This window comes from Phormidesmis priestleyi ULC007 (assembly GCF_001895925.1).
In the GTDB taxonomy this organism is placed as follows: domain Bacteria; phylum Cyanobacteriota; class Cyanobacteriia; order Leptolyngbyales; family Leptolyngbyaceae; genus Phormidesmis_A; species Phormidesmis_A priestleyi_A.
The window spans coordinates 36,034-58,528 of the sequence record NZ_MPPI01000004.1 but is presented as its reverse complement, the minus strand read 5'-3'; the positions used below and the strand labels follow the sequence as shown (position 1 = coordinate 58,528).

General features: G+C 48.3%; 23 protein-coding genes and 1 tRNA gene. 11 read left to right on the top strand and 13 right to left on the bottom strand.

What is annotated here, in order from left to right:
• Positions 1 to 52 precede the first annotated feature (52 nt).
• Positions 53 to 1,849, bottom strand: coding sequence for a signal peptide peptidase SppA (gene sppA, locus BRW63_RS05235; protein ID WP_073069860.1), 1,797 nt, complete (start codon positions 1,847 to 1,849; stop codon positions 53 to 55).
• A 477-nt stretch (positions 1,850 to 2,326) separates the two neighbouring features.
• Here sppA and BRW63_RS05230 point away from each other — a divergent pair, with 477 nt between their 5' ends.
• From BRW63_RS05230 to BRW63_RS05220, 3 genes are all read left to right on the top strand, one after another.
• Positions 2,327 to 3,220: an SGNH/GDSL hydrolase family protein gene (locus BRW63_RS05230; protein WP_219898349.1), complete on the top strand. Its 894-nt coding sequence runs from the start codon at positions 2,327 to 2,329 to the stop codon at positions 3,218 to 3,220.
• Between the two features lie 88 nt (positions 3,221 to 3,308).
• A complete protein-coding gene (locus BRW63_RS05225) occupies positions 3,309 to 4,499 on the top strand; it encodes a murein hydrolase activator EnvC family protein (protein ID WP_083582719.1) in 1,191 nt (396 codons plus the stop codon).
• 75 nt (positions 4,500 to 4,574) lie between these two features.
• A tRNA-Arg gene (locus BRW63_RS05220) sits at positions 4,575 to 4,647 on the top strand.
• Positions 4,648 to 4,867: 220 nt separating this feature from the next.
• On the opposite strand, the gene BRW63_RS05215 is transcribed toward BRW63_RS05220, so the two are convergent.
• The 3 genes from BRW63_RS05215 to BRW63_RS05205 form a co-directional block, all read right to left on the bottom strand.
• Positions 4,868 to 5,146, bottom strand: a complete 279-nt coding sequence (locus BRW63_RS05215; RefSeq protein ID WP_223257294.1) for a DUF5615 family PIN-like protein — start codon at positions 5,144 to 5,146, stop codon at positions 4,868 to 4,870.
• Positions 5,143 to 5,517 carry a DUF433 domain-containing protein gene (locus BRW63_RS05210; RefSeq protein WP_073069859.1) on the bottom strand — a complete coding sequence of 125 codons (375 nt, stop codon included), beginning with the start codon at positions 5,515 to 5,517 and terminating at the stop codon, positions 5,143 to 5,145. Before BRW63_RS05210 ends, BRW63_RS05215 begins: the two co-directional genes overlap by 4 nt.
• Positions 5,518 to 5,935: 418 nt before the next feature.
• A complete protein-coding gene (locus tag BRW63_RS05205) occupies positions 5,936 to 6,529 on the bottom strand; it encodes a hypothetical protein (protein WP_073069858.1) in 594 nt (197 codons plus the stop codon).
• A gap of 632 nt (positions 6,530 to 7,161) precedes the next feature.
• Between BRW63_RS05205 and BRW63_RS05200 the strand changes: the two genes are divergently transcribed.
• Positions 7,162 to 7,533 (top strand): hypothetical protein, encoded by a 372-nt coding sequence (locus BRW63_RS05200; protein ID WP_073069857.1) that lies wholly within the window; start codon positions 7,162 to 7,164, stop codon positions 7,531 to 7,533.
• A 160-nt stretch (positions 7,534 to 7,693) separates the two neighbouring features.
• Here the strand turns inward: BRW63_RS05200 and BRW63_RS05195 are convergent, their stop codons facing one another.
• Positions 7,694 to 8,464 carry a pentapeptide repeat-containing protein gene (locus BRW63_RS05195; RefSeq protein WP_073069856.1) on the bottom strand — a complete coding sequence of 257 codons (771 nt, stop codon included), beginning with the start codon at positions 8,462 to 8,464 and terminating at the stop codon, positions 7,694 to 7,696.
• 145 nt (positions 8,465 to 8,609) lie between these two features.
• On the opposite strand from BRW63_RS05195, the gene BRW63_RS05190 reads away from it, so the two are divergent.
• Positions 8,610 to 8,873, top strand: coding sequence for a TIGR02450 family Trp-rich protein (locus tag BRW63_RS05190; RefSeq protein WP_073069855.1), 264 nt, complete (start codon positions 8,610 to 8,612; stop codon positions 8,871 to 8,873).
• A gap of 121 nt (positions 8,874 to 8,994) precedes the next feature.
• Here BRW63_RS05190 and BRW63_RS28755 read toward each other — a convergent pair whose 3' ends face one another.
• Entirely contained in the window at positions 8,995 to 9,378 is a 384-nt protein-coding gene (locus BRW63_RS28755; protein WP_083582717.1) for a transposase, read from the bottom strand.
• A 284-nt stretch (positions 9,379 to 9,662) separates the two neighbouring features.
• Entirely contained in the window at positions 9,663 to 9,854 is a 192-nt protein-coding gene (locus BRW63_RS28750) for an IS110 family transposase (RefSeq protein WP_219898347.1), read from the bottom strand.
• Positions 9,855 to 10,081: 227 nt separating this feature from the next.
• Here BRW63_RS28750 and BRW63_RS05180 point away from each other — a divergent pair, with 227 nt between their 5' ends.
• Complete coding sequence (locus BRW63_RS05180) at positions 10,082 to 11,218, top strand: RNA-guided endonuclease InsQ/TnpB family protein (protein ID WP_073069854.1); 1,137 nt, start codon at positions 10,082 to 10,084, stop codon at positions 11,216 to 11,218.
• Positions 11,219 to 11,576: 358 nt separating this feature from the next.
• Here BRW63_RS05180 and BRW63_RS05175 read toward each other — a convergent pair whose 3' ends face one another.
• From BRW63_RS05175 to BRW63_RS05165, 3 genes are all read right to left on the bottom strand, one after another.
• On the bottom strand, positions 11,577 to 12,986 hold the full coding sequence (locus BRW63_RS05175) for a serine/threonine protein kinase (RefSeq protein ID WP_073069853.1): 1,410 nt from the start codon (positions 12,984 to 12,986) through the stop codon (positions 11,577 to 11,579).
• Positions 12,987 to 12,996: 10 nt separating this feature from the next.
• Entirely contained in the window at positions 12,997 to 13,599 is a 603-nt protein-coding gene (locus tag BRW63_RS05170; protein WP_143162009.1) for a hypothetical protein, read from the bottom strand.
• Between the two features lie 163 nt (positions 13,600 to 13,762).
• Positions 13,763 to 15,055, bottom strand: a complete 1,293-nt coding sequence (locus BRW63_RS05165; RefSeq protein ID WP_073069851.1) for an NB-ARC domain-containing protein — start codon at positions 15,053 to 15,055, stop codon at positions 13,763 to 13,765.
• 245 nt (positions 15,056 to 15,300) lie between these two features.
• Between BRW63_RS05165 and BRW63_RS29460 the strand changes: the two genes are divergently transcribed.
• Together BRW63_RS29460 and BRW63_RS27555 are read left to right on the top strand one after the other, a co-directional pair.
• Positions 15,301 to 15,435 (top strand): hypothetical protein, encoded by a 135-nt coding sequence (locus BRW63_RS29460; RefSeq protein WP_262983521.1) that lies wholly within the window; start codon positions 15,301 to 15,303, stop codon positions 15,433 to 15,435.
• An 86-nt stretch (positions 15,436 to 15,521) separates the two neighbouring features.
• Positions 15,522 to 15,926 (top strand): hypothetical protein, encoded by a 405-nt coding sequence (locus BRW63_RS27555; RefSeq protein ID WP_143162008.1) that lies wholly within the window; start codon positions 15,522 to 15,524, stop codon positions 15,924 to 15,926.
• 457 nt (positions 15,927 to 16,383) lie between these two features.
• On the opposite strand, the gene BRW63_RS05160 is transcribed toward BRW63_RS27555, so the two are convergent.
• The gene (locus tag BRW63_RS05160; protein WP_073069850.1) at positions 16,384 to 16,785 is read right to left on the bottom strand and encodes a histidine kinase; all 402 of its coding nucleotides are present in this window, start codon (positions 16,783 to 16,785) and stop codon (positions 16,384 to 16,386) included.
• A gap of 258 nt (positions 16,786 to 17,043) precedes the next feature.
• Positions 17,044 to 17,553, bottom strand: coding sequence for an allophycocyanin subunit beta (apcB, locus tag BRW63_RS05155; protein WP_073069849.1), 510 nt, complete (start codon positions 17,551 to 17,553; stop codon positions 17,044 to 17,046).
• 479 nt (positions 17,554 to 18,032) lie between these two features.
• Here apcB and glnA point away from each other — a divergent pair, with 479 nt between their 5' ends.
• Positions 18,033 to 19,460, top strand: coding sequence for a type I glutamate--ammonia ligase (glnA, locus tag BRW63_RS05150; RefSeq protein ID WP_073069848.1), 1,428 nt, complete (start codon positions 18,033 to 18,035; stop codon positions 19,458 to 19,460).
• A gap of 279 nt (positions 19,461 to 19,739) precedes the next feature.
• Here glnA and BRW63_RS05145 read toward each other — a convergent pair whose 3' ends face one another.
• Positions 19,740 to 20,750 (bottom strand): metal ABC transporter solute-binding protein, Zn/Mn family, encoded by a 1,011-nt coding sequence (locus tag BRW63_RS05145; protein ID WP_073069847.1) that lies wholly within the window; start codon positions 20,748 to 20,750, stop codon positions 19,740 to 19,742.
• 37 nt (positions 20,751 to 20,787) lie between these two features.
• Here BRW63_RS05145 and BRW63_RS05140 point away from each other — a divergent pair, with 37 nt between their 5' ends.
• Complete coding sequence (locus BRW63_RS05140) at positions 20,788 to 21,558, top strand: metal ABC transporter ATP-binding protein (RefSeq protein ID WP_244913162.1); 771 nt, start codon at positions 20,788 to 20,790, stop codon at positions 21,556 to 21,558.
• A 5-nt stretch (positions 21,559 to 21,563) separates the two neighbouring features.
• Entirely contained in the window at positions 21,564 to 22,454 is an 891-nt protein-coding gene (locus BRW63_RS05135) for a metal ABC transporter permease (protein ID WP_073069846.1), read from the top strand.
• Positions 22,455 to 22,495 lie beyond the last annotated feature (41 nt).

Genomic DNA, 22,495 nt, shown 5'->3' with positions numbered 1-22,495 from the left:
CGATCGAGAGTTGGGGTGTCGCAATGTTGAATCAGTAACCTCAATCTAAGACTTAATCGACTCGGAGATTAAACGGAAGCCGCACATAAACGCCCTTGGGATCGTTCATAGAGCGAAGAGAAGCGAGATCTGCCTGAATTTTTTTCAACTCGTCAGTGAATGGATCGCTAGAAGTTGCTTTGGTTTCGTCACCGCCCAAGAACCGACCCAAGAGTTTCTCCTCTAGGGTGCTGGTTTTAGGATATTCTTCTAGCTGCCAATCGTCGCCAAGTTTTGCACGGTTCGCGGCTTCTTTAACCGCATCTTCTAGCCCGCCCAACTCGTCTACTAAACCCAGCGATTTTGCTTCGCTGCCTGACCAAACTCGCCCTTGAGCGATCGCGGCAACTTTTGACTTTTGGAGTTTGCGAGAGTCAGAGACTTTGGTCAAAAACTGATCATAAATTTTGTTGACCGATCGCTGCACCAGTTCTAATTCTTCGGGCGTTTTGGGACGGCTGATCGTTTGACTGTCGGCAAAGCGTCCAGTTTTAACCACGTCCCAAGTCAGTCCGTTTTGATTGGCGATCTTTTGAATATTGGGCTGCAACCCAAAAACCCCGATCGAGCCTGTGATCGTGTTCGGTTCGGCAAAAATACGATCGGCATAAGTCGAAATCCAATAGCCTCCCGATGCTGCCACGTCGCCCATCGACACGACAACGGGCTTGACCTTGCGAGTCAACACAAGTTCTCGCTGAATAATTTCGGAGGCAGTCGCGCTTCCGCCAGGGCTATTGACTCTCAGCACCACTGCTTTTACGTCGTCATCGAGGCGCAGATCTCGGAGTTGTCGAGCTAGGCGATCGCCGCCGACTTGTCCTGCTGTGCCCTGCCCGTTGACGATTTCACCATCCGCGTAGACCACTGCAACTTGCTGCTTGGCGTTGCGCTTTTTAGGGTGATCTTCGGCAATTTTGGCGTAGGTTTTGAGGGTAACTTGACGGAAGGATTTATTCTCTTCGTCTTCACCCGTCAAAGTTTTAAGCTCTGCTGATATCTCGTCAGAATAGGCAACCTTATCTGCCAAACCTTTCTTCTGCGCGTCTTGTGGACTCAGAATGCCCTGACTATCGGCAATTTTCTGAACCTGCTGAACGGTCATTTTGCGGTCTTTGCTGGTGGTTGCGAGAAATTCACTCCACAAATCACCCAAGAGTTTTTCGGTTTGCTCTTTGTTGGCGGGGCTGCGCTTGGTCAGCAAATATGGCTCGACGGCTGACTTATATTTGCCGACTCGTGTGACTTGCACACCCACACCAAACTTCTGCAACGCGCCTGCATAAAACATACTTTCAGAACTGAGACCATTGATCTCTAATTGCCCGATCGGGTTAACTGCGATCGTGTTTGCCACAGATGCTAGATAATATTCGCGTTCTCGCCAATCGACATCATAGGCATAGATTTTTTTGCCCGTTGCCTTAAAACGCGTCAACGCTTTGCGGACTTCTTTGAGCGTGGCAAAGCCAGAAGCATTATTGCCGCTGCTGCCATGAAGATAAAGAGCAATGATTTTAGAATCTTGGGTGGCGTGGTCGATCGTGTCTAAAACGGTGCGAAGCGTAATCGTATCGGTTTCATCGCCAGAGAGAGCACCACTGACGATCTCACGAGCCGAAGAAGATGGGCGGGAGTCGGTGATGTTTTGAGACAAATCGAAGACCAACACTGATTTATCCTTCACCTGCGGCCCGGTGTCTTTGGAGGCAGTGGCAATCACTAAAAATAGCAATCCGCCGACGCTCAGACCTAGAAAAATGAAAATGCCCAATAGGGTGGCAAAAGTGTGTTTGAGAAAGTCACGCATAGAAATAGAGTGAAGGGTGAAATTGTGTAGGTCTGCGATCGTATACGCAAGTATCTCAAGAGCGAATCTGCGATCGTCCTTCCATGCTAGACGCTCTTACGAATTACTAGACACCCACACTTAGTGTTATGGCGCTAGCTTTATGTTTGGCGAGTTCGGATTTACGCACTCAGCTCCTAAAAATAGTTTGTTAGATTGAGAACTGTGGCGATTATTTCAGGGGTTTCTGTTTGCACTGCTGAAGCCTTGAGAAGTTGACAAGTGACTGGTTCAACTTAAATCTTGCACCTTTTGCAACAACCGCCAAGAACTGAAGTTCTTGGCTCGTAGCTCAAACCCATTGAAATGGGTTAAAAGGTTGGCTCAGTCCTCTTGAGAGGACTTTGGCGATTAGCCCGAATTTTAATTCAGGGCGGGTGAGCGGGAAATCGTTAAGACTGGTGCAAGATCCGAGTCAAGCTAAACCTGATTGAAGCCGTGAAAAAAATCCCTATCTTTGCAGCAGTTTTAGCACTTTTGGCGTTTACTATGGTCGTGTTTGCAACGTCGCCTCAGAATTCTGGCATCAAAACTCAAGAACTCGCCCGCTCGATCAATCAGATTTATGTGTTTGGCGATAGTCTTTCAGATACAGGCACCATTTATAAGGCTACTGGAGGCGCTTATCCTCCTAGCCCGCCCTACTTTCAAGGACGCTACTCAAATGGCCCGGTTTGGGTTGAGCATCTGGCATCTAAGCTGTCACTGACCCTCGATCGCACTACCAATTTTGCAGCAGGCGGCGCAACTACTAGTGCAAAAGGTTCCTATGGAGTTCCAGGGTTATTAACTCAGATAAACGGCTTTACGAACGCTCATGCTCAAGCCGACTCGCAAGCCCTCTATGTCGTCTGGGCAGGCGCTAACGATTATCTGCAAGAAGCAACCCAGCCAGCGATCGTCGTTGAGAATGTCATGCAGGCGATCGCATCTCTCTCGAAAGTCGGTGCCCGAAAGATTTTGGTTGGCAATTTACCCGATTTGGGGCAGCTTCCGTCCACGCGCAACACAAGCAATTCTCAAGCTCTTAGCGCGGCCACTCAAACACACAACCTCAGCTTGTCTCAATCTCTGGCGACGGCTTCGCAAAAGATCGGAGCAACGGTTCAGATCATTCAATTAGACGCAAATACGCTTTATCGAGAAGCTGAGACTCATCCCTCTAACTTCGGGTTTACTAACGTCACCAGTGGTTGCCTCTCTAGTCCAGATGGATGTCGTCAACCCGATAGGTTTCTGTTTTGGGATGGCATTCATCCCACGGCGGCGGCGCACCGTGCCCTGGGTGAAAGTGCCTTCTCAGCCCTTCAGGTCGAGCGGCGATCGAGCTAGACGGCTCAAAACCTCTGACTCATTGAACCGATTTTCACATCTGTGGTAATAATGGTGTCTGCTTTAACAACGCCGTGGATGTGAGGAAATGGTTGCCTGGTTGTATAAGACAACTGAGATTCTGGCCAAGCGATCGATTGGAATGCAGAGGCTGATCGGAGTCGTGTGTCTAGTCAGTCTGCTATGGATTGCTCACCCTGCCATCTCTCAAGAAAGCAGTCTCGATGACCTTAAGCAACATCAGCAGCAAATTGATCAGCAGCGATCGGCGGTGCAAAAAGAGCGCGATCGGGTGCAAAAACTAGAGAAATCTGCTCAAAGCAATCTCAAAGGCATTCGCAAAAACATTCAAGTCACCACCGGACAAATTCAAGTTAGTGAAACTAAGTTAAAACAGGCGACGCGGCAACTTAAAACGCTGCAAATCGCATTGGATTCTGCCGATCGGACTTATCGCCAAAAGCAAGCTGCAACTGGCTCTCGACTGCGTTTTTTGCAGCGTCAGCCCAGAAGTCACGGTTGGGCAGTGCTGTTGCAAAGTCAGAGCCTCAATGATTTTATTGATCGTCGTCAGCAGCTCAGGCGAGTGTATAAAACCGATCGTAAGATTCTCACTGACTTAAAATCGGATGCCGAACGGCTCGATCGCCAACAAAATCAAGTCGAACAGCAAAAAAATCAAATTGCGCTGCTCACCCAAGAGCTTCTGGCACAAAAATCAGAATTTGAAGCGCAAGCAACCTATCAAAACAAAGTAGTCGATCGCTTAAAGACCGATCGACGGGCGCTCGAAGCTGCCGAAGCTCAACTTGCAAAAGACTCTCAAAGCATCGGAGCGCTGATTCAAAAACGAGTGTCTGAAGAACGCGCTAAAAATGGCATTGTCGTCTTGGGCACGGGCCAGATGAGTTACCCCAGTGATGGCGAGATCACCAGTGGGTTTGGCTGGCGAATGCACCCGATTTTGGGCTATCAACGCTTTCACTCTGGGGTAGATTTTGGTGCCGACTATGGCAGCATGATTCGGGCTGCCGATCGCGGCGTAGTGATTTTTGCCGGATGGTATGGCGGCTATGGCAATGCAGTGATCATCGACCACGGCACCACCACTACCACCCTCTATGGGCACACCAGCGAACTCTACGTTTCAGAAGGGCAAGCTGTAGAGCGAGGGCAACCGATCGCCGCCGTTGGCTCAACCGGGCTTTCGACCGGGCCGCACCTGCATTTTGAAGTCAGACAAAACGGCGAACCCGTTGATCCGATGGCATACTTTTAGCGATCGAGCGACAAATTTCACCCTTCACCCTTGATTTTTGACTCTGTTTTCGGTGCTATAATGTTGACGTGACGAGGGCATGTAGCTCAGTGGATAGAGCATCAGATTCCGGTTCTGAGGGTCGGGGGTTCGAGTCCCTCCATGCTCGTAGAAGTAAAGCCTTTGAGAAGTGTCGATTTCTCAAAGGCTTTAAGCTTTTAAAGCTCAGGTTAAGCATTCAGCAAAGGATCTTTGAGTTTCTCAAAGTGTCACATTACGGGATGAAGATTCGCCTTGCACCTCGGTAACTATCAATATCGAGCACAATTTCAATCAGACTTTCAACACAACGACCTCGATATTCAGAGTCACTTAGCAGGCGATCAGCGTTACCGATCGTAATCACACAACGATGCTGAGGTGCTTTCTTCACGCATGACTTGTTCCAGCGAATCTTTTCCTTTCATACTACGATTGGCTGTGAGCAAAATCATCTGGTTTTCTTGAGCTAATCGCCAAACAACCCGGTCATCACTAGCGATCGATAACTCCATTTCTGAAAACGTGACAAATCGAATCGGGACGACATCAAGCCAACCCTGACGACCAATAGCACAGAAGAAAACTAAAGCATGCCCCTTGAGATTATGATCAATCAAGAAAATCATGCTTTCAACTGACGCTTCGCCCGAATTGCCTGAAGTTTTTCCCAAGCGGCTTCGGTTCCAGGTTTCGGAGGCTGTACAGCAATTCGAGCGATTCGCTCACGGTTTTGTTCTGCGTAATATTGCTGAAGTTCTTCGGCTTCTTTGAGAACTTGATGATACTCGGCTTCTACCTCAGCACGATTTGCCTCAATGTAGGCTAAAGCAGTATTGATTTGTTCCCCCGTAAGCTCAAATAAGCCTCGGATAAACTTAGGCGGATATTGAGCCGTCACGTGATCCATTATATCGTAGAGGGTGATGCGTGTGCCTGCGATCGTCAGTCCTCGCTCTGTACGAATGATTGCTGACTGCTTGTTAGATGCTGCCGTCATAACGAAGCCTCTTCAGAGTTATCTTCATCGTATCTTATGAGGCAGCGTAGGCAGTCCTCACTGGTCTGATTTTACGATCGGCGGTTTGCGAAGCAAGTTCCCCTTCGGGTAATCGCTTCCCCATGCAACGAGATATTTCTCAAATTGTCAGGTAAAAAGAGGTCGATCGCTGTGCAGTTTGCTAGAGGGGCGATCGTTGACAGTATCCTCAACTTGCATCCCACATAATTCTCAATGGGTGAAGTCTAACGTCTGGTTCACCCGTCGCAGATGACTTCAAACTCACACTAGGTAGACTTTGGGTGCAACCGACTTCTTAGCCTTTCCTCCATTATTGTTGATTGAAACCCTCTTACTTGTTGTTCTCAGAACTGCCATGCATGTTTCCGAGTCCTCAAATAACTCTCTTAATTAAGGTTTATGGGTAAGGAATCCCATCAATAAAGTCACCTAATTCACTATGTTTGTATTTACCATTACTCTTTAGGCATGTGTTTAGACGTGTTCTATAGAAATCCTGTATCTTCTCAGTCTCTAGCGTCCAAGAAAGACGTGAACCAATCTCATCCGTAAATGAAGTTTGGCTGAGAATTACTAACTGCTCGTTAGTTGCATCTACATGAAACTTTCCATCACGCCACGATAAACTACTAACAATAATCTCAGAATTGCCTCTATAAGGAGTAGGGGTGCCATTTATAAGTGCAATGCACATTTTCCCTCCTACCTTAGCAATAACCCTGTACGTACCCCTGAATATACTGCCAGCGCCACCGTATTGCCCTGTTGCCAACAATAAGCTGGGTGGTGACTCATCTACTGTGTTAGCTGTTGGAGTTTTAACAGGAACTCTTGTCGACTTTACATGGCTAGGAGCAGGTGAGGAAGGAACGGTAGAATTACCAATAATCTTCTCCCACCACCATGGGGCAGTACCCCCAGCAAGGAGTGCTACTACGACTGCTACAGCAATCTGTCCAAAAACACCGCCCTCCTTCTTGCCGTCCGACATCAATTTATCTCCCAAAATTGGATGTTTGGCTAAGCCTTTACGAATAGCCTCTCAAACATGACTTTACTTTGTGGACAATAGTCGGGCTAACGATCTAACTAGACTGCCTTTCATCGTGTGACCCATCTGCTAATTTAGAAGATTAGGCTGACGACTTGCCATCTAATTTCCCAAAAACGCAATTTGTTTAGCGCGAGATGCAACCGCACCCCTTGCAGCCTAACCCTCTACCTAGCAAATTAGACTAACACGCTACCCAAACCCTACGTTTCTTCAAACTCAAAAGCTCGAAAACTTCACACTTCTCTCGACGAGATAGACCACACCTCCACCAAAGAAACGATCGCTCCCCCTCAAAAATTTAGCTTCCCAAAAAACAAAAAACTCCTGTAGAATACATCGCAGTGATGAAGTTGTGCCCCGAAATCTGATGAGCAAGATCAGACTCCGAGGACTTCCATCCCTAGTTACTTGTGCTAACTCAGGAGGCGTTCATGATTGTACACCGTCGGCTTTGCTATGGGATCTTGAAAGGCTGGAATCAAGATCCCGCATACACTTTTCATCCCGATCGAATGTCTGAGAAATCAGAGTTCTTGTCCTCTTTGAATTAACCGAGAGGACAAAATAATATGGGAGTTAGGACTGTGATTCCTAGCTCGATTTCGTTCACCGTTGAGTTACGTTGCTCAACCGAAAAACGTTATCGAGTCAGTGTGACTTTAGATTTGCAAGAGCGTTACATCTTCCTGTCATCTGGCATTCTCGTGAATGTGAGCGATCGCATTGAAGAGTTTGTTTCACAACTGAGTGAGATTGCATCCAATCAACTGGCATTGTTCAAATGGGATGGCACGAGTGACTTGACGACTGAATATCAAATTGTCCGAGTGTTGCCTGGCTATCAAATGGAGCGATCTTTAGCAAAGTTCAACATCGTCTTGGGCAATGGTTCACTAATTCAAGTGGAGGAGTTGCACAACAAAATCACCATTCAACTATAGGAAACTAGGCGTTAAGGAGCCGTCGATTACCAAATCCTTCACATTCAGGCGGCTCCCTAAACGTGCAAATCGTAAGAGCAATCGGTTCAGTTTCAAAGTTCCTCTTCCAAGTTTGGGAGAGGGATTCAGGGTGAGGAAAGATTCGTGCAGGAGAGGACTATTACCTAAATAGCAACAGTTGCAGCAATCCACCGACGACACTGATCAGAGATTGACCCAATCCGCCGTTACTTTCTTTGCGCTCTTTGGGTGGATTTTTGATGCTTTGCACTAACTTTTGGGCAGCTTCAGCATTTTCTTTTTGACCTTGTTGTGAAAACAGAGTCGATGCAAATTCGCTGTCTTGGACGGCTCCATCTTTGTCACCCAACTCTAATCGAGCGATCGCTCGCCCAAAATAAGCCATTGCGTGGTCAGACTTGCGAATAATCACCTGATTGAAGTGCGCGATCGCTTTTTCATAGTTGTGCTGTTTTGTGGCATCTAGTGCCCAGCGATAAAAATCTTCGGGATCGCCTACGGTAGGAGGTAGCCCGATCGCGCCTTGCAGGGCAGCATTAGTCATTTGAACACCCGTAAGATCGGCTCCTGACAAAAAGGCTCCTCGCAAATCTGCCCCGCTCAAGTCTGCGCCCGCCAATTTTGCGCCGCTTAAATCGGCTCCATAGAGACTTGCTCCAGCCAAATTTGCCCCGCTCAAGTTGGCTCCTGATAAGACAGCTTGGCTGAGGTTTGCCCCGGCTAAATTTGCCTGATTTAGGTTTGCTCCGGTTAACCGAGCTAACACCAATCCCGCGCCGCTCAAGTCACAGCTTTGACATTGTTTGGTCGCAATCAATTGCTGAACGTGATCAAGGTTTTCAGCTTGAGCGGGGATGGCGGCTCCGATCGTCAGAAGCATTGCAGAGATCGTAAAAGATTTGAGGTTCATAGATTAGCTAACCGAGTTTAGCGTCTTAAAGAAGGTTGATTTTAGGGGTTTCAAAAAGGGTCGATCGCGATAACCCATACTACGTTTGTTTCTAATTTGTGGCACGATCGATTTAAGTCTCCCTTAAAAACCAGATATTTGCATCATGTCTAAAAAACAAAAGTTTCCCTATCTGGTTGGCTCAAAATGGACGGCCCAACAAACCACTTGGGGATGGCGACATTTTCAAGTCGTCAATCGCACCAACGAAGGTCAATGGGTGTTTGCTGAAATGGTCGCTGCCTGTGATCCAAATATTCGATTTTGGATGAATGCCAGACTTTTAAGAGACCGATCGCAGTGGCAAGCAGGATGGCGATCGCTGCAAGAAATCAAAATTGACGAAAGTTTTCAGTTTGAAGTCGAGTAAAGAAGGACTTCAGCTATTTTCTCTTACCGATAGATCAGCCCTGCCATTCTGGGGGACTTTGAACTGGAAATTTTGGCTTGAAGTCCCCCAATTTTGGGGGATTTAGCGATGATCTTAAAAGTCAAGCGGGAAGGGCAACTTTTTCGGTTTCAGCCTCTGCGATAGGAGGCACCCAGTCCTTATCCTGCTTGACAAGGGCATTCAAAATGGTGAGCAGCTTGTGCATACAAGCTACCAAGGCAACTTTCTTCTCTTTGCCGCGCTGCAATAACCGATGATAAAACTCCTTCAGCACAGGATTGAAGCGAACCGCCACCATTGCCGACATAAACAACACCTGTCGGACGTTGGCACGCCCCCCAGAGACCCGACGTTTTCCTCTCATTTGTCCGCTGTCATAGTTAAAGGGGGCAACGCCCACCAAGGCAGCGATTTGCTTGTGGTTCAGCTTGCCCCCATTCCGGCCAGGCAGAGACCAGCGTGGAAGCCAGGACTTTTCCCACACCGGGCACGCTCAGAACCAATTCTTGAGTGTGTCGCCACAGTTGGCAGGCTTGAATTTGGGCTTCGATCTCGCCGTCGAGTTCTTTTGATCTGCTCCGTGAGCCATTCAATGTGACCTTCCACGTTCGCTTGCGCTTTCCCTCTTAATAGAGCCATGCGATTGCGCTCGGCGGTGAGAATGTCCACCAACTGACGACGGGTGACTAAATCATCAAGTTGCTGTTGGGCTTCACTTGCTAAGGGTCGCACATCGGGGGTAATCTTGTCGCCAAACCACGCTAAAACTTAAGCATCAACTTGATCCGTTTTTGCCTGTTGATTCATCGCCCGAGCAAAGTTGCGTCCTTGACGGGCATTCATCACTGCCACCGCATAGCCCGCTTGACTCAACCACAAAGCCGCTTCTCGTTCATAGCCTCCCGTCGATTCTAAAATGACTCGCTTCACGTCGTCGGGTTCGGGAAACTGGGAGCGCACCGATAACAATCCAACAATGGTATTGGGAACGCGCCAGCACTTGCCCGTGGGATAAACATGAATATCCAGAAACCGTTAAACATCAATGCCAATCGAATGGAGATTGTCGCTCATCGGGAACCTCCGAGAAACCCCGTGCGTTCACGCCGGGGAGGGATAGGAGCGGGCACTCGATCCAGTGCCCAATCTCTCACGCTTCTCACAGAATAGACGCTATACTGTGAGGCATGACGCAGAAAGCCTTCAAGTACCGCTTTTATCCAACGCCTGAGCAAGAAACCTTGCTGAGACGCACGATGGGCTGTACTCGTTTGGTGTATAACCGCGCCCTCGCCGCCAGGACTCAGGCATGGTATGAGCATCAAGAACGAGTCGGGTACGCTGAAACGTCTGCGATGCTGACTACGTGGAAGAAGGCGGAAGACCTGCAATTCTTGAACGAAGTTAGCTGCGTGCCTTTGCAGCAGGGATTGCGCCATCTTCAGAAAGCGTTCAGCAACTTCTTTGCAGGACGGGCACAATACCCCAACTTCAAGAAGAAGCATCACGGCGGCAGTGCTGAATTTACCAAGTCGGCATTTAAGTTCAGAGATGCTCAGGTATTTCTGGCTAAGGATGCTGAACCGCTCAATATCCGATGGAGTAGACAACTCCCCCAAGGTTCTGAACCCTCCACCGTCACGGTGAGACTTTCCCCGGCTGGGAGATGGACGGTTTCTCTGCTGGTGGATGTTGAGATTGAACCCTTGCCCGCATCGCCTAACCAAATTGGGATTGATTTGGGCATCACGAGCCTGGTCGCTCTCAGCACAGGTGAAAAGGTTGCCAACCCCAAAAGCTTTGCTGCCAAGCGTCGCAAACTCAAGAGAGTTCAGAAAGCGCTTTCTCGCAAGCAAAAGGGGTCGAACAACCAACATAAAGCCAGGATCAAAGTCGCTAGAGTCTATGCAGAAATTAGCGATTCCCGGCATGATTTTCTTCACAAGTTGACAACTCGATTGGTGCGTGAAAACCAAACCATCGCCGTCGAAGCTTTGGCTGTGAAGAACATGGTTAAGAATCGGAAGCTTGCCAAATCCATCAGCGATGCTGCGTGGGGCGAACTGGTTAGGCAACTTGAATATAAGTGCGATTGGTATGGTCGCAGCTTCGTCAAGATTGACCGATGGTTTCCGAGTTCTAAGCGGTGTGGGCATTGTGGTCACATCGTAGATAAGTTGCCGTTGGATATCCGGGAATGGGATTGCCCCAGTTGCGGGACACACCATGACCGGGACATCAACGCGGCAAAGAACATCTTGGCGGCAGGGCTTGCCGTGTCAGTCTGTGGAGCGAACGTAAGACCGGATAAGCATTCGCTTTGAAGGCAGTTGCTATGAAGCAGAAACCTAAGTCGTGAGTCTTAGGAATCACCGCTCCTTTAGGACGGTGAGGATGTCAACTAGATAGCTCCCAGGAGGATGAAGGGGATGGTAGGAGTCTCAGCGGTTCCTCTACCTTGCGTTATGCGGGATACTCAGACGGTCTCAGTTCCCTGCCGATAATTCGAGGTGTTTCTGAGTTCAGATAGTGTGGTGACCCTAGCTAAATCTCGATTTCAAGAATCTTAGGGGGGACGGTCTGCCACACTCTTAAGATACAAGGGTGAGGGCAAAGATTCGTGCGGGAGGTCTATTCTCAAATCGTCTACTGATTGGAGTCAGAATCTTTAACCTAAATGCATCAAGGTCTGACGCGAGCAAACTTCAACTCTTGACTGTGAAAATCGAATCGGGCACCGTTGAGCGCGGTGACAACTCGACAGTTCAGCCATCGCCCTTTTTTTCCTGGCAACCCATCTGCCACCAGACAAACTCGGTAGGGTTGATTTGCTTCCAGATTCTTAGTGATCATGCCCGTCGCTCCAGCTTTGGTGACTTTTGAGTTAACCCGATTAGCTTTGGCGCACCCTCCTTCTGGGTTCACGTTTGACTCTGGACGATCGCAGATGTTGAGATAAATTTCCCCATCCTCGGTTGCTTGACCAAAAAACCATCGGATGTGAACGAGTGCTTCTGAAGTTTGGGCAGCAGGGTTTGTTAAAGACAGAAGAGCGGGGGATGGGTTAAATCGAATCAGTTGATGTTGCCACCACAGCCCTCCTCCCACCACTAGACCAGACAAAGCCCAGAGCCGGAAATTTGGGAGAGCGGCAATTTTGGCCAAAGAGAATGGGATGATCGTCTTTCTCTGGTGGCGGATCGATTCGAGCAAAATGAACTCAATGCCGCGAAGCAGATCCTGGGTGGTGCAGAGCCGTTTTTCTGGTGAGGGATGGATGAGTCGATCGATCAAATCAGCAAAGGAGTTTGAGATGTGCGGTGCAGCCGATCGCCAATGGAGTTGCCCTGTTTTTAGATCTGCCGACAAAGATTCAGGGGGTTTCCCAGTCAGCAGATAAACAAAAGTACGTCCCAACGCAAAAAAATCCGATTGAGGCACAGATCTTCCCTGAAGCTGCTCTGGAGCGGTGTAGCCATCGGAGTAGACGATCGTCACGCCGCGTCTATCAACAACCGTTGCAGTGACTTTTCTAGCAGTCCCGAAATCAATTAATACCAGGTTTCCATTGGGTTGATAAATAATATTAGAAGGCTTGATATCTCGGTGAAAAAGATTGTGTTGATGAATGTAATCTAGCGTTAGGGCTAATTGTTTTAGCCACTGTAAGGCGAAGTCTTGACTCATCGATTGAAATTCATTTTCCTGCATCCATTGCTCTAGATTTTGCCCTTTAATGTATTCCATGATCAGGCAATAAAGCTTTTTTCCATGACTGAGTGAAAGGGTGAAGTAGGAATCAGGATCAGTTTTAGGAATTCCAGGATGGGACAAATTCGTGAGAATGCTGGCTTCTTGAATAAAGAGATCAACTAATTTAGGGGCAGTGACATGGAGAGATTTTAAGACTTTGATTTGACCTCGATCGCAGACTTCAAACACCTCACTAGGATACGCTTTGTCGAGCGGTCGGAGGGGACGAATTAACTGATAGCGACCTTGAATTTGCAATGATGTTCCACAGGCTTGACAGACTTGTAGTCCGTCGGGATTTTGTCGATCAAGACAATCGGGGTTAATACAATAACTCATGATCAAAGCATCACTGGAGAACATTAAAATTCATCATGAAATGAATGCGATTGCCATCCGATATCGCTTTATTCAGCACAGAAAACTCAAAGGAACAGGTTCCTTGCGAAAAGGGAATGTAGTTGATGCGGGTATCTAGATAAACATTATCCGTGAGGCTGCTTTCAAGGGGGCGAATGCCCTGCTCTGTCACGGCTTCACCTACACAGGAGTAAGTTTTGTAGTGAACTACTGCGCTAGCGTTGGGGCTGACAACGCTGAGATAAAAGCCGCCGATTCCTTTTGTTGTTTTGGGGGCACGGTACACATTGCCAGGGCGAACTCCCGGTCTAGGAAAGCTGCAATCTTTGGATGCTACATGGCACGATCCAGGTTTGGGGCGCTCTAGCCAGCACAAGCCGATGATATCTTTTTGACCTGCCATACAGGCTGCTTTTTGAGTGAGTGCAAGGTAACTGGGAATGGCGATCGCGGCTAAAATTCCCATTACCAGCAAAATGGTTAAAAGCTCGGTCAGCGTATAGCCTGAACTGGTTCGATCGAAAGGGATGCGATCGACAATGGGACGTGTTATCTTAAACCAATTTTCATTGCGATGAAGGGTTGGAAGCATGATCACAACGGGGGCGAGTTGGGCGTAGAAAACGCTGCTTCAACGGTTTTCGGAAATGATTTTCGGAACGATGTAGGGCGAGAAGGCTAAAAAATACCTCACTTCTTTCTAATGGATTTCACGTCAACTGATCGAATTTTATGCAACAGGCACCCAAGACGTTTTAACCATTTTCTGGAATGTTTCCAGCCGTTTCTAAGTGATACCGGGTGACGTATTTTTGGATGACAGGTTGAAGGGTGAATAAGACCTCCTCGTCTTCGTCGATTTTGGTGTTTTCAATCAGCGATCGTCCTTTCAACGACTCCAACACTTGAATGACTTCTGACTGAGATAAGCGTGAGTCCAGCCGATCAGTGAGCTGCGAGATAGAAACGGGCTGATCTGCGATCGCCAAACAACCCATCACGGCTTTCTCTTGGGCAGACAGCCGCTGAAATTGCTGGTCTAAAGTGTCTCTTAACTTATCGACGACGATCGTCAGACCCTTGAGAAATGCTGCTACGTTCCCATCAAAGACTTCTTTAATCGTGGTAGAAATTAGCCGCAGCGCTAACGGATCGCCCTGATAAATCGCGATCAGCGTTGCCCATTTTTCCTGTCCAGATAAGTGCTCTGCTTGAAAAATTTGTCGTGCGTCAGGTTCCGCCAACCCCGTCAGGGGCAACATCCGCACGGGTGAGCGATTTCCGGCTAATCTGGCAATTTCTCCCATTTCGCGACTGGTGAGCAGCAGACAGCTTTGGTGACGTTCTGTGCCCACTCGTCGAAACAGTTCGCTGTATTCTTCATAGCCCTCCAGATACTGACCCGTCAACGATTCCCCTTTGAGAATGGCTTCCCCGTTGTCTAACACCAGCAAACAGCGATGCTGACGCAATTGTTCTATGAGTTGAGACAGCGTTTGGTGAATGGGAAATGCTGCTGTGGGAGGCTGATATGTGAGGAATTGCAGCAGATTTTGCAGCAGGTCTGGCAGAGGAGGAGCCTGACGCAACGATCGCCAAATCACCACTTCAAACTGATCTTGAATCTGCTCAATCAACCGCACCACTAACGCTGTTTTGCCAATGCTCCCCCGCCCCAACACGGTCACCAAGCGGCAGCGATCGCCGACGATCCAGTGTTCTAGGGTTGCCAGTTCTGACTCACGCCCAAAAAACAATCTCACATCGGGCGCTTCTTCCCAATCAACCACTGGTAGAGAAGAAGCCGTTGATAAAGGAAGAAATGATGGATCAGCGATCGTCTGCCAATCCCTTACGCCCACGATTTGACACAACTCAATAAACGCATCCCGGTCAATGGGTTCCCCTCGCAAAAAACGCTTCAGCGTCGCTAGAGAAGTGTGTGCCTGGGCATACCAGGCTGTTGACTGACGATTCCAGCCTAACCGCCGTCGTGCCCGATCGATCTGTTCTAACCCATTTCTAGAAGCTCTCAGCGTTTCTGCCATGCTTCCTCACCTTTTGCTTGGGTATCAGACAGATATCACATTTTGGCTCACCTTAGCTCAGTCAAAAATGCCCTGGGTCAGCTTGTGAGCCAACCGCTTGAGCCAGAGACTGAACCGCCAAACCCTTACAGGGCAAATACTTTAGAGATGTGAGCGGGACACGCAGACAGATTCAAACCTTCAGCGAACCCTCACCAATCGCACACAAATTGCCTTGTAAACCATTCAATTCATTGGAGACTTTTATGGCTCGCCACACTCGCATTTCTGCTCTATTTGCGGGATGCATTCTTCTAACAGGTGTTGTAGCCCCAGCGATCGCTCAATCCCAAACTCCCACGGCTCCCCCCCCAGAACAAGTCAGTCCCTCACGACTTTAACAACCAGAGACTCCGACGACTCCCGCTCTAGTTAGGCTCAAGTTTTGAGCCATCTCGCACGTTCACTAATCTTGTAGGAGACAATTATGAACCCTAAAGCTGTATTGGCTTCTGTGCTATTCTCACTGTCAACTCTACTGATAGCAGTAGCACCTGCATTTAGTGCAGAAAAAGTGATTCGTCAGAACAGACATTTTATTCATACGATAGGACCGGTAACCCAAAGTTTATATGGGCGGAGGGCTTTTACCAAGAGAGTGGCAGCATGGATTCGCAGAAATCCGGGAGGTGTTCCTGGTAGTCTTTGTGATGATCTTGTACCAGTTGATCCCACTGGCTTAATTAAAGTAGGTTGCAAAGCCTTTGTCGCACGTAAAGACACCATTTTACGTGCTGCGGACTCAAACCAATGCGTAAAAGTTCGTTTTCCTCACGGGGCTACTCCTCTAGTGTCTGCTGTAACTGTTGATAACTTCCGGTACTGCAAATAATGACCCCACGTGAGTTCTGGTCGAGTCAATCTCTCCGGCTTGAGCAATGGCTTGTTCAGAACTCACGTTACTTAGTTACCAGAGTTGAGCAAGGGGCAGAATTCACTCTACCTCTTGCAGAGTGAGCTAATTTACCAGTTCTGAAACCCACATTCCGCCCTTTAAGTGCCACACTTAAATATTTAGCGCTGAAAGCCATATCTGGCAGTGGATACAAGGTTTTTGGTGCAAATGACCTATTTGAGCGCAATTGAAAATCACCCTGGCTTAGTGAGATAATCATCCAGCCAGAGCTTCTGTGAGCCCCATTGCCTCACTTAAATTATTCAATGTGCCAGTTGAAAGTGCGGAATGTCGGCCAGAACCGTGACATGCGAAAGTTTCCCTTCGTCTTTGTGCGCGTCCCAGCCCGGACAGGCACCTGATGCAACAGCGATTCTCCTTAATGGGTTAGTTTCTACTTGCTGACTGATGATTCGATCGCCCATTCGGTGCTGATCCACGGTTGGCAAGCTTGCAGCCCTAAAGTCGGATCTTTGTGATAATCGTCTCCGGTTTCCCAAACAATTACCGAGCGATCGGAGGCGATTAAATATAGATATTCGGCGGTGGGGTCATAGTTCACACCTACTTTGAGATTAGAGAAATCATCTTCACAAATCTCATAGCCAAATCGAACTACAATCTGTGCCAGCAAGCATTCTGGTGTGTCGCTGGCTTCTCCAGAGAGATCGCGCTCCTGCCAAAACTTATCGAGAAACCGCTCTAAAGTCGGTAGCACCTTATTGGGCGTGCCTCCTCGACTGGCATAAACGATCGCGGGGTTGCCCTCAACAATGATGTGACAAGGTGTAGCCATCTTAAAGGGATGAGGGATGAGTGAGCAAGGATGAACCCATCATTTCATATTTTTTGTGATTTCGACTCTTGTCTGCGATCGTGGTTTCTGAATCTGGGTTTTAGAAACCGATGCTGATCTGAAGGGTTAGAAAATAAGCCACGACATGACATAGGGGCAAAGCCTTCGGCGAACGCTTTCTTGGAATTTCCGAAAGCTGAACTACCGAGGGCTTTGCCCCTACGATCGCCGGATTAAAAACCGACCTGACAAACCTAATTAAAGGTCGTTTTCGCCCAATTCACGGGTCATGTAGTCAAAGGGCTGGTCAATAAACGAGGCTCCTTCAATGCCAGTTGCCGCAACCTGCTCTCTGACAATTTCTTTCATGATTTGAATGCCGCGCACGGTTGGGCCACTGGGAACCCCCAACGAGTTGTAGGTTTCTCGCAGACCTTCTAGCACTCGCTCATCTAGCACGTCGGTGTCTCCAGCGACCAGTGCATAGCTGGCATAGCGCAGATAATAGTCCATATCTCGCAGACACGCGGCATAGCGACGAGTGGTGTAAGCGTTGCCGCCGGGGCGAATCAGTTCGGGGAGTTCATCAAACAACCGTAAGCCTGCTTGCTTGACGATCGCCGCCGCATTGGAGTTGATTACTCCGGCCGCTTGCACACGCGCCATCCCGGTTGCAAAATAGGATTTTAAATCATCAACCGCATTGCGATCAAGATATCGCCCGGTGATGTCGTAGTTTCTAATCAGGCTTGTCACTGCATCGCGCATGAAATTCTTCTCCCAATTAATCCCGATAAACAGATCTGGTGTTTGTGGTTTTCTGATTAGAGCCTCGACCCACAGCAACTAGCCGAGCGCTCCATCAAATTCATCAAAATGATTTAGCGTAAGTCTACCACGCAGGGTTGAGCCGATTGAAATGCTGACAACGCTGATCCCCCTAGACGTTGTGAAACGTTACATTTTTACGTCCCAAGACGCAATCATAGTCGTTAACCTAAATTTAATTCTTGCTAACGACTAAGGATTTTGTAGTCTAAGATACAAAACTCCTGTATCGCTCTCCCTACGATGATTCACAGAACTCAGGGTCTAGCTCTAGAAAGATGCGCGATCGCCGCTTTTTCTTTAAAGACCTCATAAATCTTTCCGATTAAGGTGAAACATCTTAACTGAGCCGTATTCGTTCAACATCTTCTCAAACCCTTCTGAGAAGACTTTATTAGCCCCGATTCAAGGAGTAGTTCATGGCTGAGACTGCACAAGAAATTCTAAAGATGATTGAGGATCAGAATATTGAACTGATCGACCTCAAGTTTGTAGATCTTTATGGAATTTGGCAACACTGTACGTTCCACAAAAGTTTGATTGAGGAAGAATCTTTTCTCAACTCTGGGGGTGTAGCGTTTGACGGGTCTAGCATTCGCGGCTGGAAAGCCATCAACAGTTCTGATATGGCGATGGTGCCTGACCCCACCACTGCTTGGATCGATCCCTTCATGGAAGTGCCAACCCTGAGCATGGTTTGCACGATCGTCGATCCTCGCACCGGGCAAATGTATGAGCGTGACCCCCGATCGATCGCGCAGAAAGCCGTTGACTATTTGATCTCTACAGGAATCGGCGATAAAGTCTTCTGCGGCCCTGAACCCGAATTTTTTATCTTTGACGATGTTCGCTATGGGCAAGAGGGTCACACGGGCTACTATGCCGTTGATTCGAGCGAAGGTTCTTGGAATTCAGGCAGTTCTGAACCGGGCGGCAACCTTGGCTTTAAAATTGGCAAGAAACGGGGCTATTTTCCGGCGGCTCCCTCCGATACGCTGCAAGACATTCGGACAGAAATGCTGCTGACGATGGCGAAGTGTGGCGTGCCGATCGAGAAGCATCACCACGAAGTTGCTGCTGGTGGACAGTGTGAGCTAGGCATCCGCTTTTCTGACCTGGTACACGCGGCTGACTATGTGCAGACCTATAAGTATGTGGTCAAAAACGTTGCTCGTAAATATGGCAAGACGGCAACCTTCATGCCCAAGCCGATCCACGATGACAATGGCTCTGGAATGCACAGCCACATGTCAATCTGGAAAGATGGACAGCCGTTGTTTGCAGGCGACAAATATGCAGGCTTGAGCCAAATGGCGCTGCATTTCATCGGCGGCTTGATCCGCCACGCGCCTTCACTTCTAGCGTTCACTAACCCAACCGTAAACTCCTATAAGCGGTTGGTTCCTGGCTTTGAAGCTCCGGTCAACTTGGCATACTCGGCGGGGAATCGATCGGCATCAATTCGGATTCCGCTATCGGGCAGCAATCCTAAAGCCAAGCGATTAGAGTTCCGGTGCCCTGACGCATCGAGTAACCCTTACCTCACTTTTTCGGCGATGCTCTGTGCGGGGCTAGACGGCATCAAAAACCAGATTGATCCGGGCGAACCTTTGGATGTAGACATCTACGAAATGAGTAAAGAGGAATTGGCAAAAGTGCCCAAAGCACCCGCAAACCTCGGCGAAGCGCTGGCCAATCTGGAGAGAGATCACGAATTTCTCACGGCGGGCGGTGTCTTCCCAGAAGACTTCATCTATAACTGGATCGCGATGAAGATGGAGGGTGAAGTGAAGCCGATTAGCAAGTTGCCAACTCCCTACGAGTTTGAGTTGTATTACGACTGCTAGACCTAGATACTGTTGTCTCAGTGGAACAAATCCCTCAGTGAAGATTTTCATTGGGGGATTTGCTTTGGGAGGACACGATCGGTACTCTCTTTATTGAGCTATGCCCATTTCAAAAACAATTGCGATCGATCTAATACCAATTTCGGAAGCAATGGCGACTGATCGTTCGATCCGACGGGGCACGGCATGCCATGCCCCTACCGTATTCCGTGCTCTCGTGTGGATCTGTCGCGTTCACAAATCAAATTGGTATTACAGAATCAGGTTAGAAATATCGACTTATTTTGCTGTTAACGGGGTAAATTGTCCTCCCAATCCTTCAACGATCGTTTTTGTATTCGCAACGAGCATTTTCTGGTAAGTGTCCCCTTCGCTTCCGGCTTCTCCTAATCCATCTGCATAGAGTTCTCGATCGGAAACTTTCACGTTTGCTTCTTTGGCAACCGCTTCGATCAACTTAGGATTAAGGGTGAGTTCAGCAAAGATCGTTGGAACCTTATCATCTTCGATCGTTTTGACTAATTCCTTGACTCGATTTGCAGTCGGCTTTTCTTCAGTGCTGATGCCTTCTAATGCACCTTCAACCGGAAGCCCATAGGCTTTAGAGTAGTAGCCTAAAGCATCGTGCGTCGTCACCAACTTACGAGACGCTTCAGGAATGGTGGCAATTTGTGACTTAATCCAGCCATCAATTTGCGTCAGTTCTGTCGTCATCGCTTGAGCATTTTTGGCATAAAGGGCTGCATTCGCAGGCGCAACTTTCGCTAAATTACTTTGAACTGCGGCAACCATTTGAATTCCGTTTTGAGCGTTGTGCCAAACGTGCGGATCAGGAACCGTTTGACCGTCTTCATCAAACTGCTGCGGAGTCGGAACCGCAACTTCTGCGATCGCAACCTTTGGCGTAGAATTAGCGGTCGATTGGATCAGCTTCATTAAACTTGGCTCGAAGTCATAACCCGAATAGAGAACCAGATTGGCATCTTCGATCGCTTTGCGATCTTCGGGTGCTGGCTGATAAACGTGGGGATCGGCAGCAGGCTTAATCAAGCAAGTGAGATCAACTGTATTGGCAGCAATTTGTTTGGTCAGATCGCACAACACGGTGCTAGTTGCTACTACTTTAATGCCTGTGTTTGAAGCGCTTGGTGTATTTGTGGCTGCCGTTCCTGTTGCAGAATCGGTGGGACTGGTTTGACTGGTCTGCGTAGAAGAACTACAGGCTGTCAAGATACTGACTGTCAGTGCTATTGTGGCGGCTCCCCAAGTTTGACGCAATGCGTTGTCCATGATTTTTTAACACCTGAAATGAGGAAATTGTCTTATAATGAGAATCATTTTCATTCAGGTTTTTATGTTAGAGGTTCAGCAACTGGCTGTCAACTATCGCGGAGTGTGTGGACTCGATCGCATTAGCTTTCGCATTGAGCCGGGTCAACTCGTTGGAATTGTGGGCCCGAATGGGGCAGGCAAAAGCACGATGCTGAAGGCGATGCTGGGTTTGATTCCGGCGGTGGGTGGGAAGGTAAGCTACTGCACTTGTCCCTTACACCAACAACTCGAACGAGTGGCGTATGTGCCGCAGCGATCGCAGATTGACTGGGATTACCCGATCACGGTTTGGAATGTGGTGATGATGGCACGAACTCGGCAGCTAGGCTGGTTTCGCCGTCCTGGTCGGGCGGCTCAGGAGATCGTCAAAGCGGCATTGGAACGAGTAGAAATGTTGCCCTTAAAGGGTCGTCGCATTGGAGAATTATCGGGTGGACAGCAGCAGCGAGTCTTTCTAGCTCGTGCCTTGGCTCAACAAGCGGATCTGTTTTTATTTGACGAGCCATTTACGGGAGTCGATAAGAAGACTGAGGCAATGATGTTAGAGGTATTTGCAGAACTGCGATCGCACGGCAAGATCTTGCTCGTTAGCAGTCATGATTGGGGACAAATGCTGAATCAACTCGATCGACTTTTGCTGTTAAATCAGCGCCTGATCGCCGATGGCTCACCGCAATTTGTGATGACCCCAGAGCATTTGCATCAAGCTTACGGGGTGCCGATGCAGGCTCCATTTCACGCGGAAGAACCAACATTTTTCTGTTAATTAATATGTTGAACTTACTGATTGAGCCATTGAATTATGAATTTATGCGAAATGCGATCGCCATTGGCATTCTCACCGGAATTCTTTGTCCCGTTGTCGGAAGTTATCTGATTGTTCAACGAATGGCGCTTTTAGGAGATGTCATTGCTCATTGCGTGTTGCCAGGACTCTCGATCTCATTCTTTCTAGGAGTTGATATTCTGATTGGTGCCTTTGCTTCCGGCATCACAGGTGCATTGATCATTGCTTGGATTCGCTCTCAGTCTCGCGTTAAAGTGGATGCAGCAATGGCGTTAACGTTTTCTAGCTTTTTTGCGCTGGGCGTTGTGTTAATTACTGTACTGCGAAATAAGATTGATCTCGATAGCTTTCTCTTTGGCGATATCTTAGGTGTAACAACGACTGATATTTATCGAACGCTAATCATTGCGCTTCTAATTTTGTGTGCGATTAGAATATTTTACAAAGAACTATTGTTCTATACGTTTGATCAAATGGGTGCAAAAGCGCTTGGTTTACCCGTCGATACGATTTACTTCGGTTTTATGGCAGTGATCACCTTGACGATTATTGCGAGTATGCAAGCCGTGGGTGTCATTCTGGTAATTTCGCTGCTGGTCGGTCCTGCTTTGACTGCTTACCTGCTCGTCAAAGAACTGCATCACATGATGTTGCTCGGTGCAGTGATTGGCGCGATCGCCAGCATCATCGGAGTCTACATCAGTTATTACAACAATCTGCCTTCTGGTCCCGCGATCGTGCTTGTTTCCTCAACGCTATTTTTGGTGGCGTTTCTCTTCAGTCCCACTCAAGGCGTTTTGACTCGACCTAACCCAAACGGAAGTATAGAAAGGGTTCTGCGCCACCTGGGTCTAGCAAGACCAACAAAAATGTAGCGAATGCAGGTGGGCAAGTCTCCGAAGGGGCCGAAGTGACT

Coding starts and splice junctions, on each gene's coding strand:
- BRW63_RS05140 (WP_244913162.1), top strand. CDS start 20,788: ATGAGAATCATTTTCATTCAGGTTTTTATGTTAGAGGTTCAGCAACTG.
- apcB (WP_073069849.1), bottom strand. CDS start 17,553: ATGCGCGATGCAGTGACAAGCCTGATTAGAAACTACGACATCACCGGG.
- glnA (WP_073069848.1), top strand. CDS start 18,033: ATGGCTGAGACTGCACAAGAAATTCTAAAGATGATTGAGGATCAGAAT.
- BRW63_RS05165 (WP_073069851.1), bottom strand. CDS start 15,055: ATGGCAGAAACGCTGAGAGCTTCTAGAAATGGGTTAGAACAGATCGAT.
- BRW63_RS05200 (WP_073069857.1), top strand. CDS start 7,162: ATGGGAGTTAGGACTGTGATTCCTAGCTCGATTTCGTTCACCGTTGAG.
- BRW63_RS05210 (WP_073069859.1), bottom strand. CDS start 5,517: ATGACGGCAGCATCTAACAAGCAGTCAGCAATCATTCGTACAGAGCGA.
- BRW63_RS05175 (WP_073069853.1), bottom strand. CDS start 12,986: ATGAGTTATTGTATTAACCCCGATTGTCTTGATCGACAAAATCCCGAC.
- BRW63_RS27555 (WP_143162008.1), top strand. CDS start 15,522: ATGAACCCTAAAGCTGTATTGGCTTCTGTGCTATTCTCACTGTCAACT.
- BRW63_RS05135 (WP_073069846.1), top strand. CDS start 21,564: ATGTTGAACTTACTGATTGAGCCATTGAATTATGAATTTATGCGAAAT.
- BRW63_RS05225 (WP_083582719.1), top strand. CDS start 3,309: ATGGTTGCCTGGTTGTATAAGACAACTGAGATTCTGGCCAAGCGATCG.
- BRW63_RS05205 (WP_073069858.1), bottom strand. CDS start 6,529: ATGTCGGACGGCAAGAAGGAGGGCGGTGTTTTTGGACAGATTGCTGTA.
- BRW63_RS05190 (WP_073069855.1), top strand. CDS start 8,610: ATGTCTAAAAAACAAAAGTTTCCCTATCTGGTTGGCTCAAAATGGACG.
- BRW63_RS29460 (WP_262983521.1), top strand. CDS start 15,301: ATGGCTCGCCACACTCGCATTTCTGCTCTATTTGCGGGATGCATTCTT.
- sppA (WP_073069860.1), bottom strand. CDS start 1,849: ATGCGTGACTTTCTCAAACACACTTTTGCCACCCTATTGGGCATTTTC.
- BRW63_RS05145 (WP_073069847.1), bottom strand. CDS start 20,750: ATGGACAACGCATTGCGTCAAACTTGGGGAGCCGCCACAATAGCACTG.
- BRW63_RS05215 (WP_223257294.1), bottom strand. CDS start 5,146: ATGATTTTCTTGATTGATCATAATCTCAAGGGGCATGCTTTAGTTTTC.
- BRW63_RS05195 (WP_073069856.1), bottom strand. CDS start 8,464: ATGAACCTCAAATCTTTTACGATCTCTGCAATGCTTCTGACGATCGGA.
- BRW63_RS05170 (WP_143162009.1), bottom strand. CDS start 13,599: ATGCTTCCAACCCTTCATCGCAATGAAAATTGGTTTAAGATAACACGT.
- BRW63_RS05160 (WP_073069850.1), bottom strand. CDS start 16,785: ATGGCTACACCTTGTCACATCATTGTTGAGGGCAACCCCGCGATCGTT.
- BRW63_RS05180 (WP_073069854.1), top strand. CDS start 10,082: ATGACGCAGAAAGCCTTCAAGTACCGCTTTTATCCAACGCCTGAGCAA.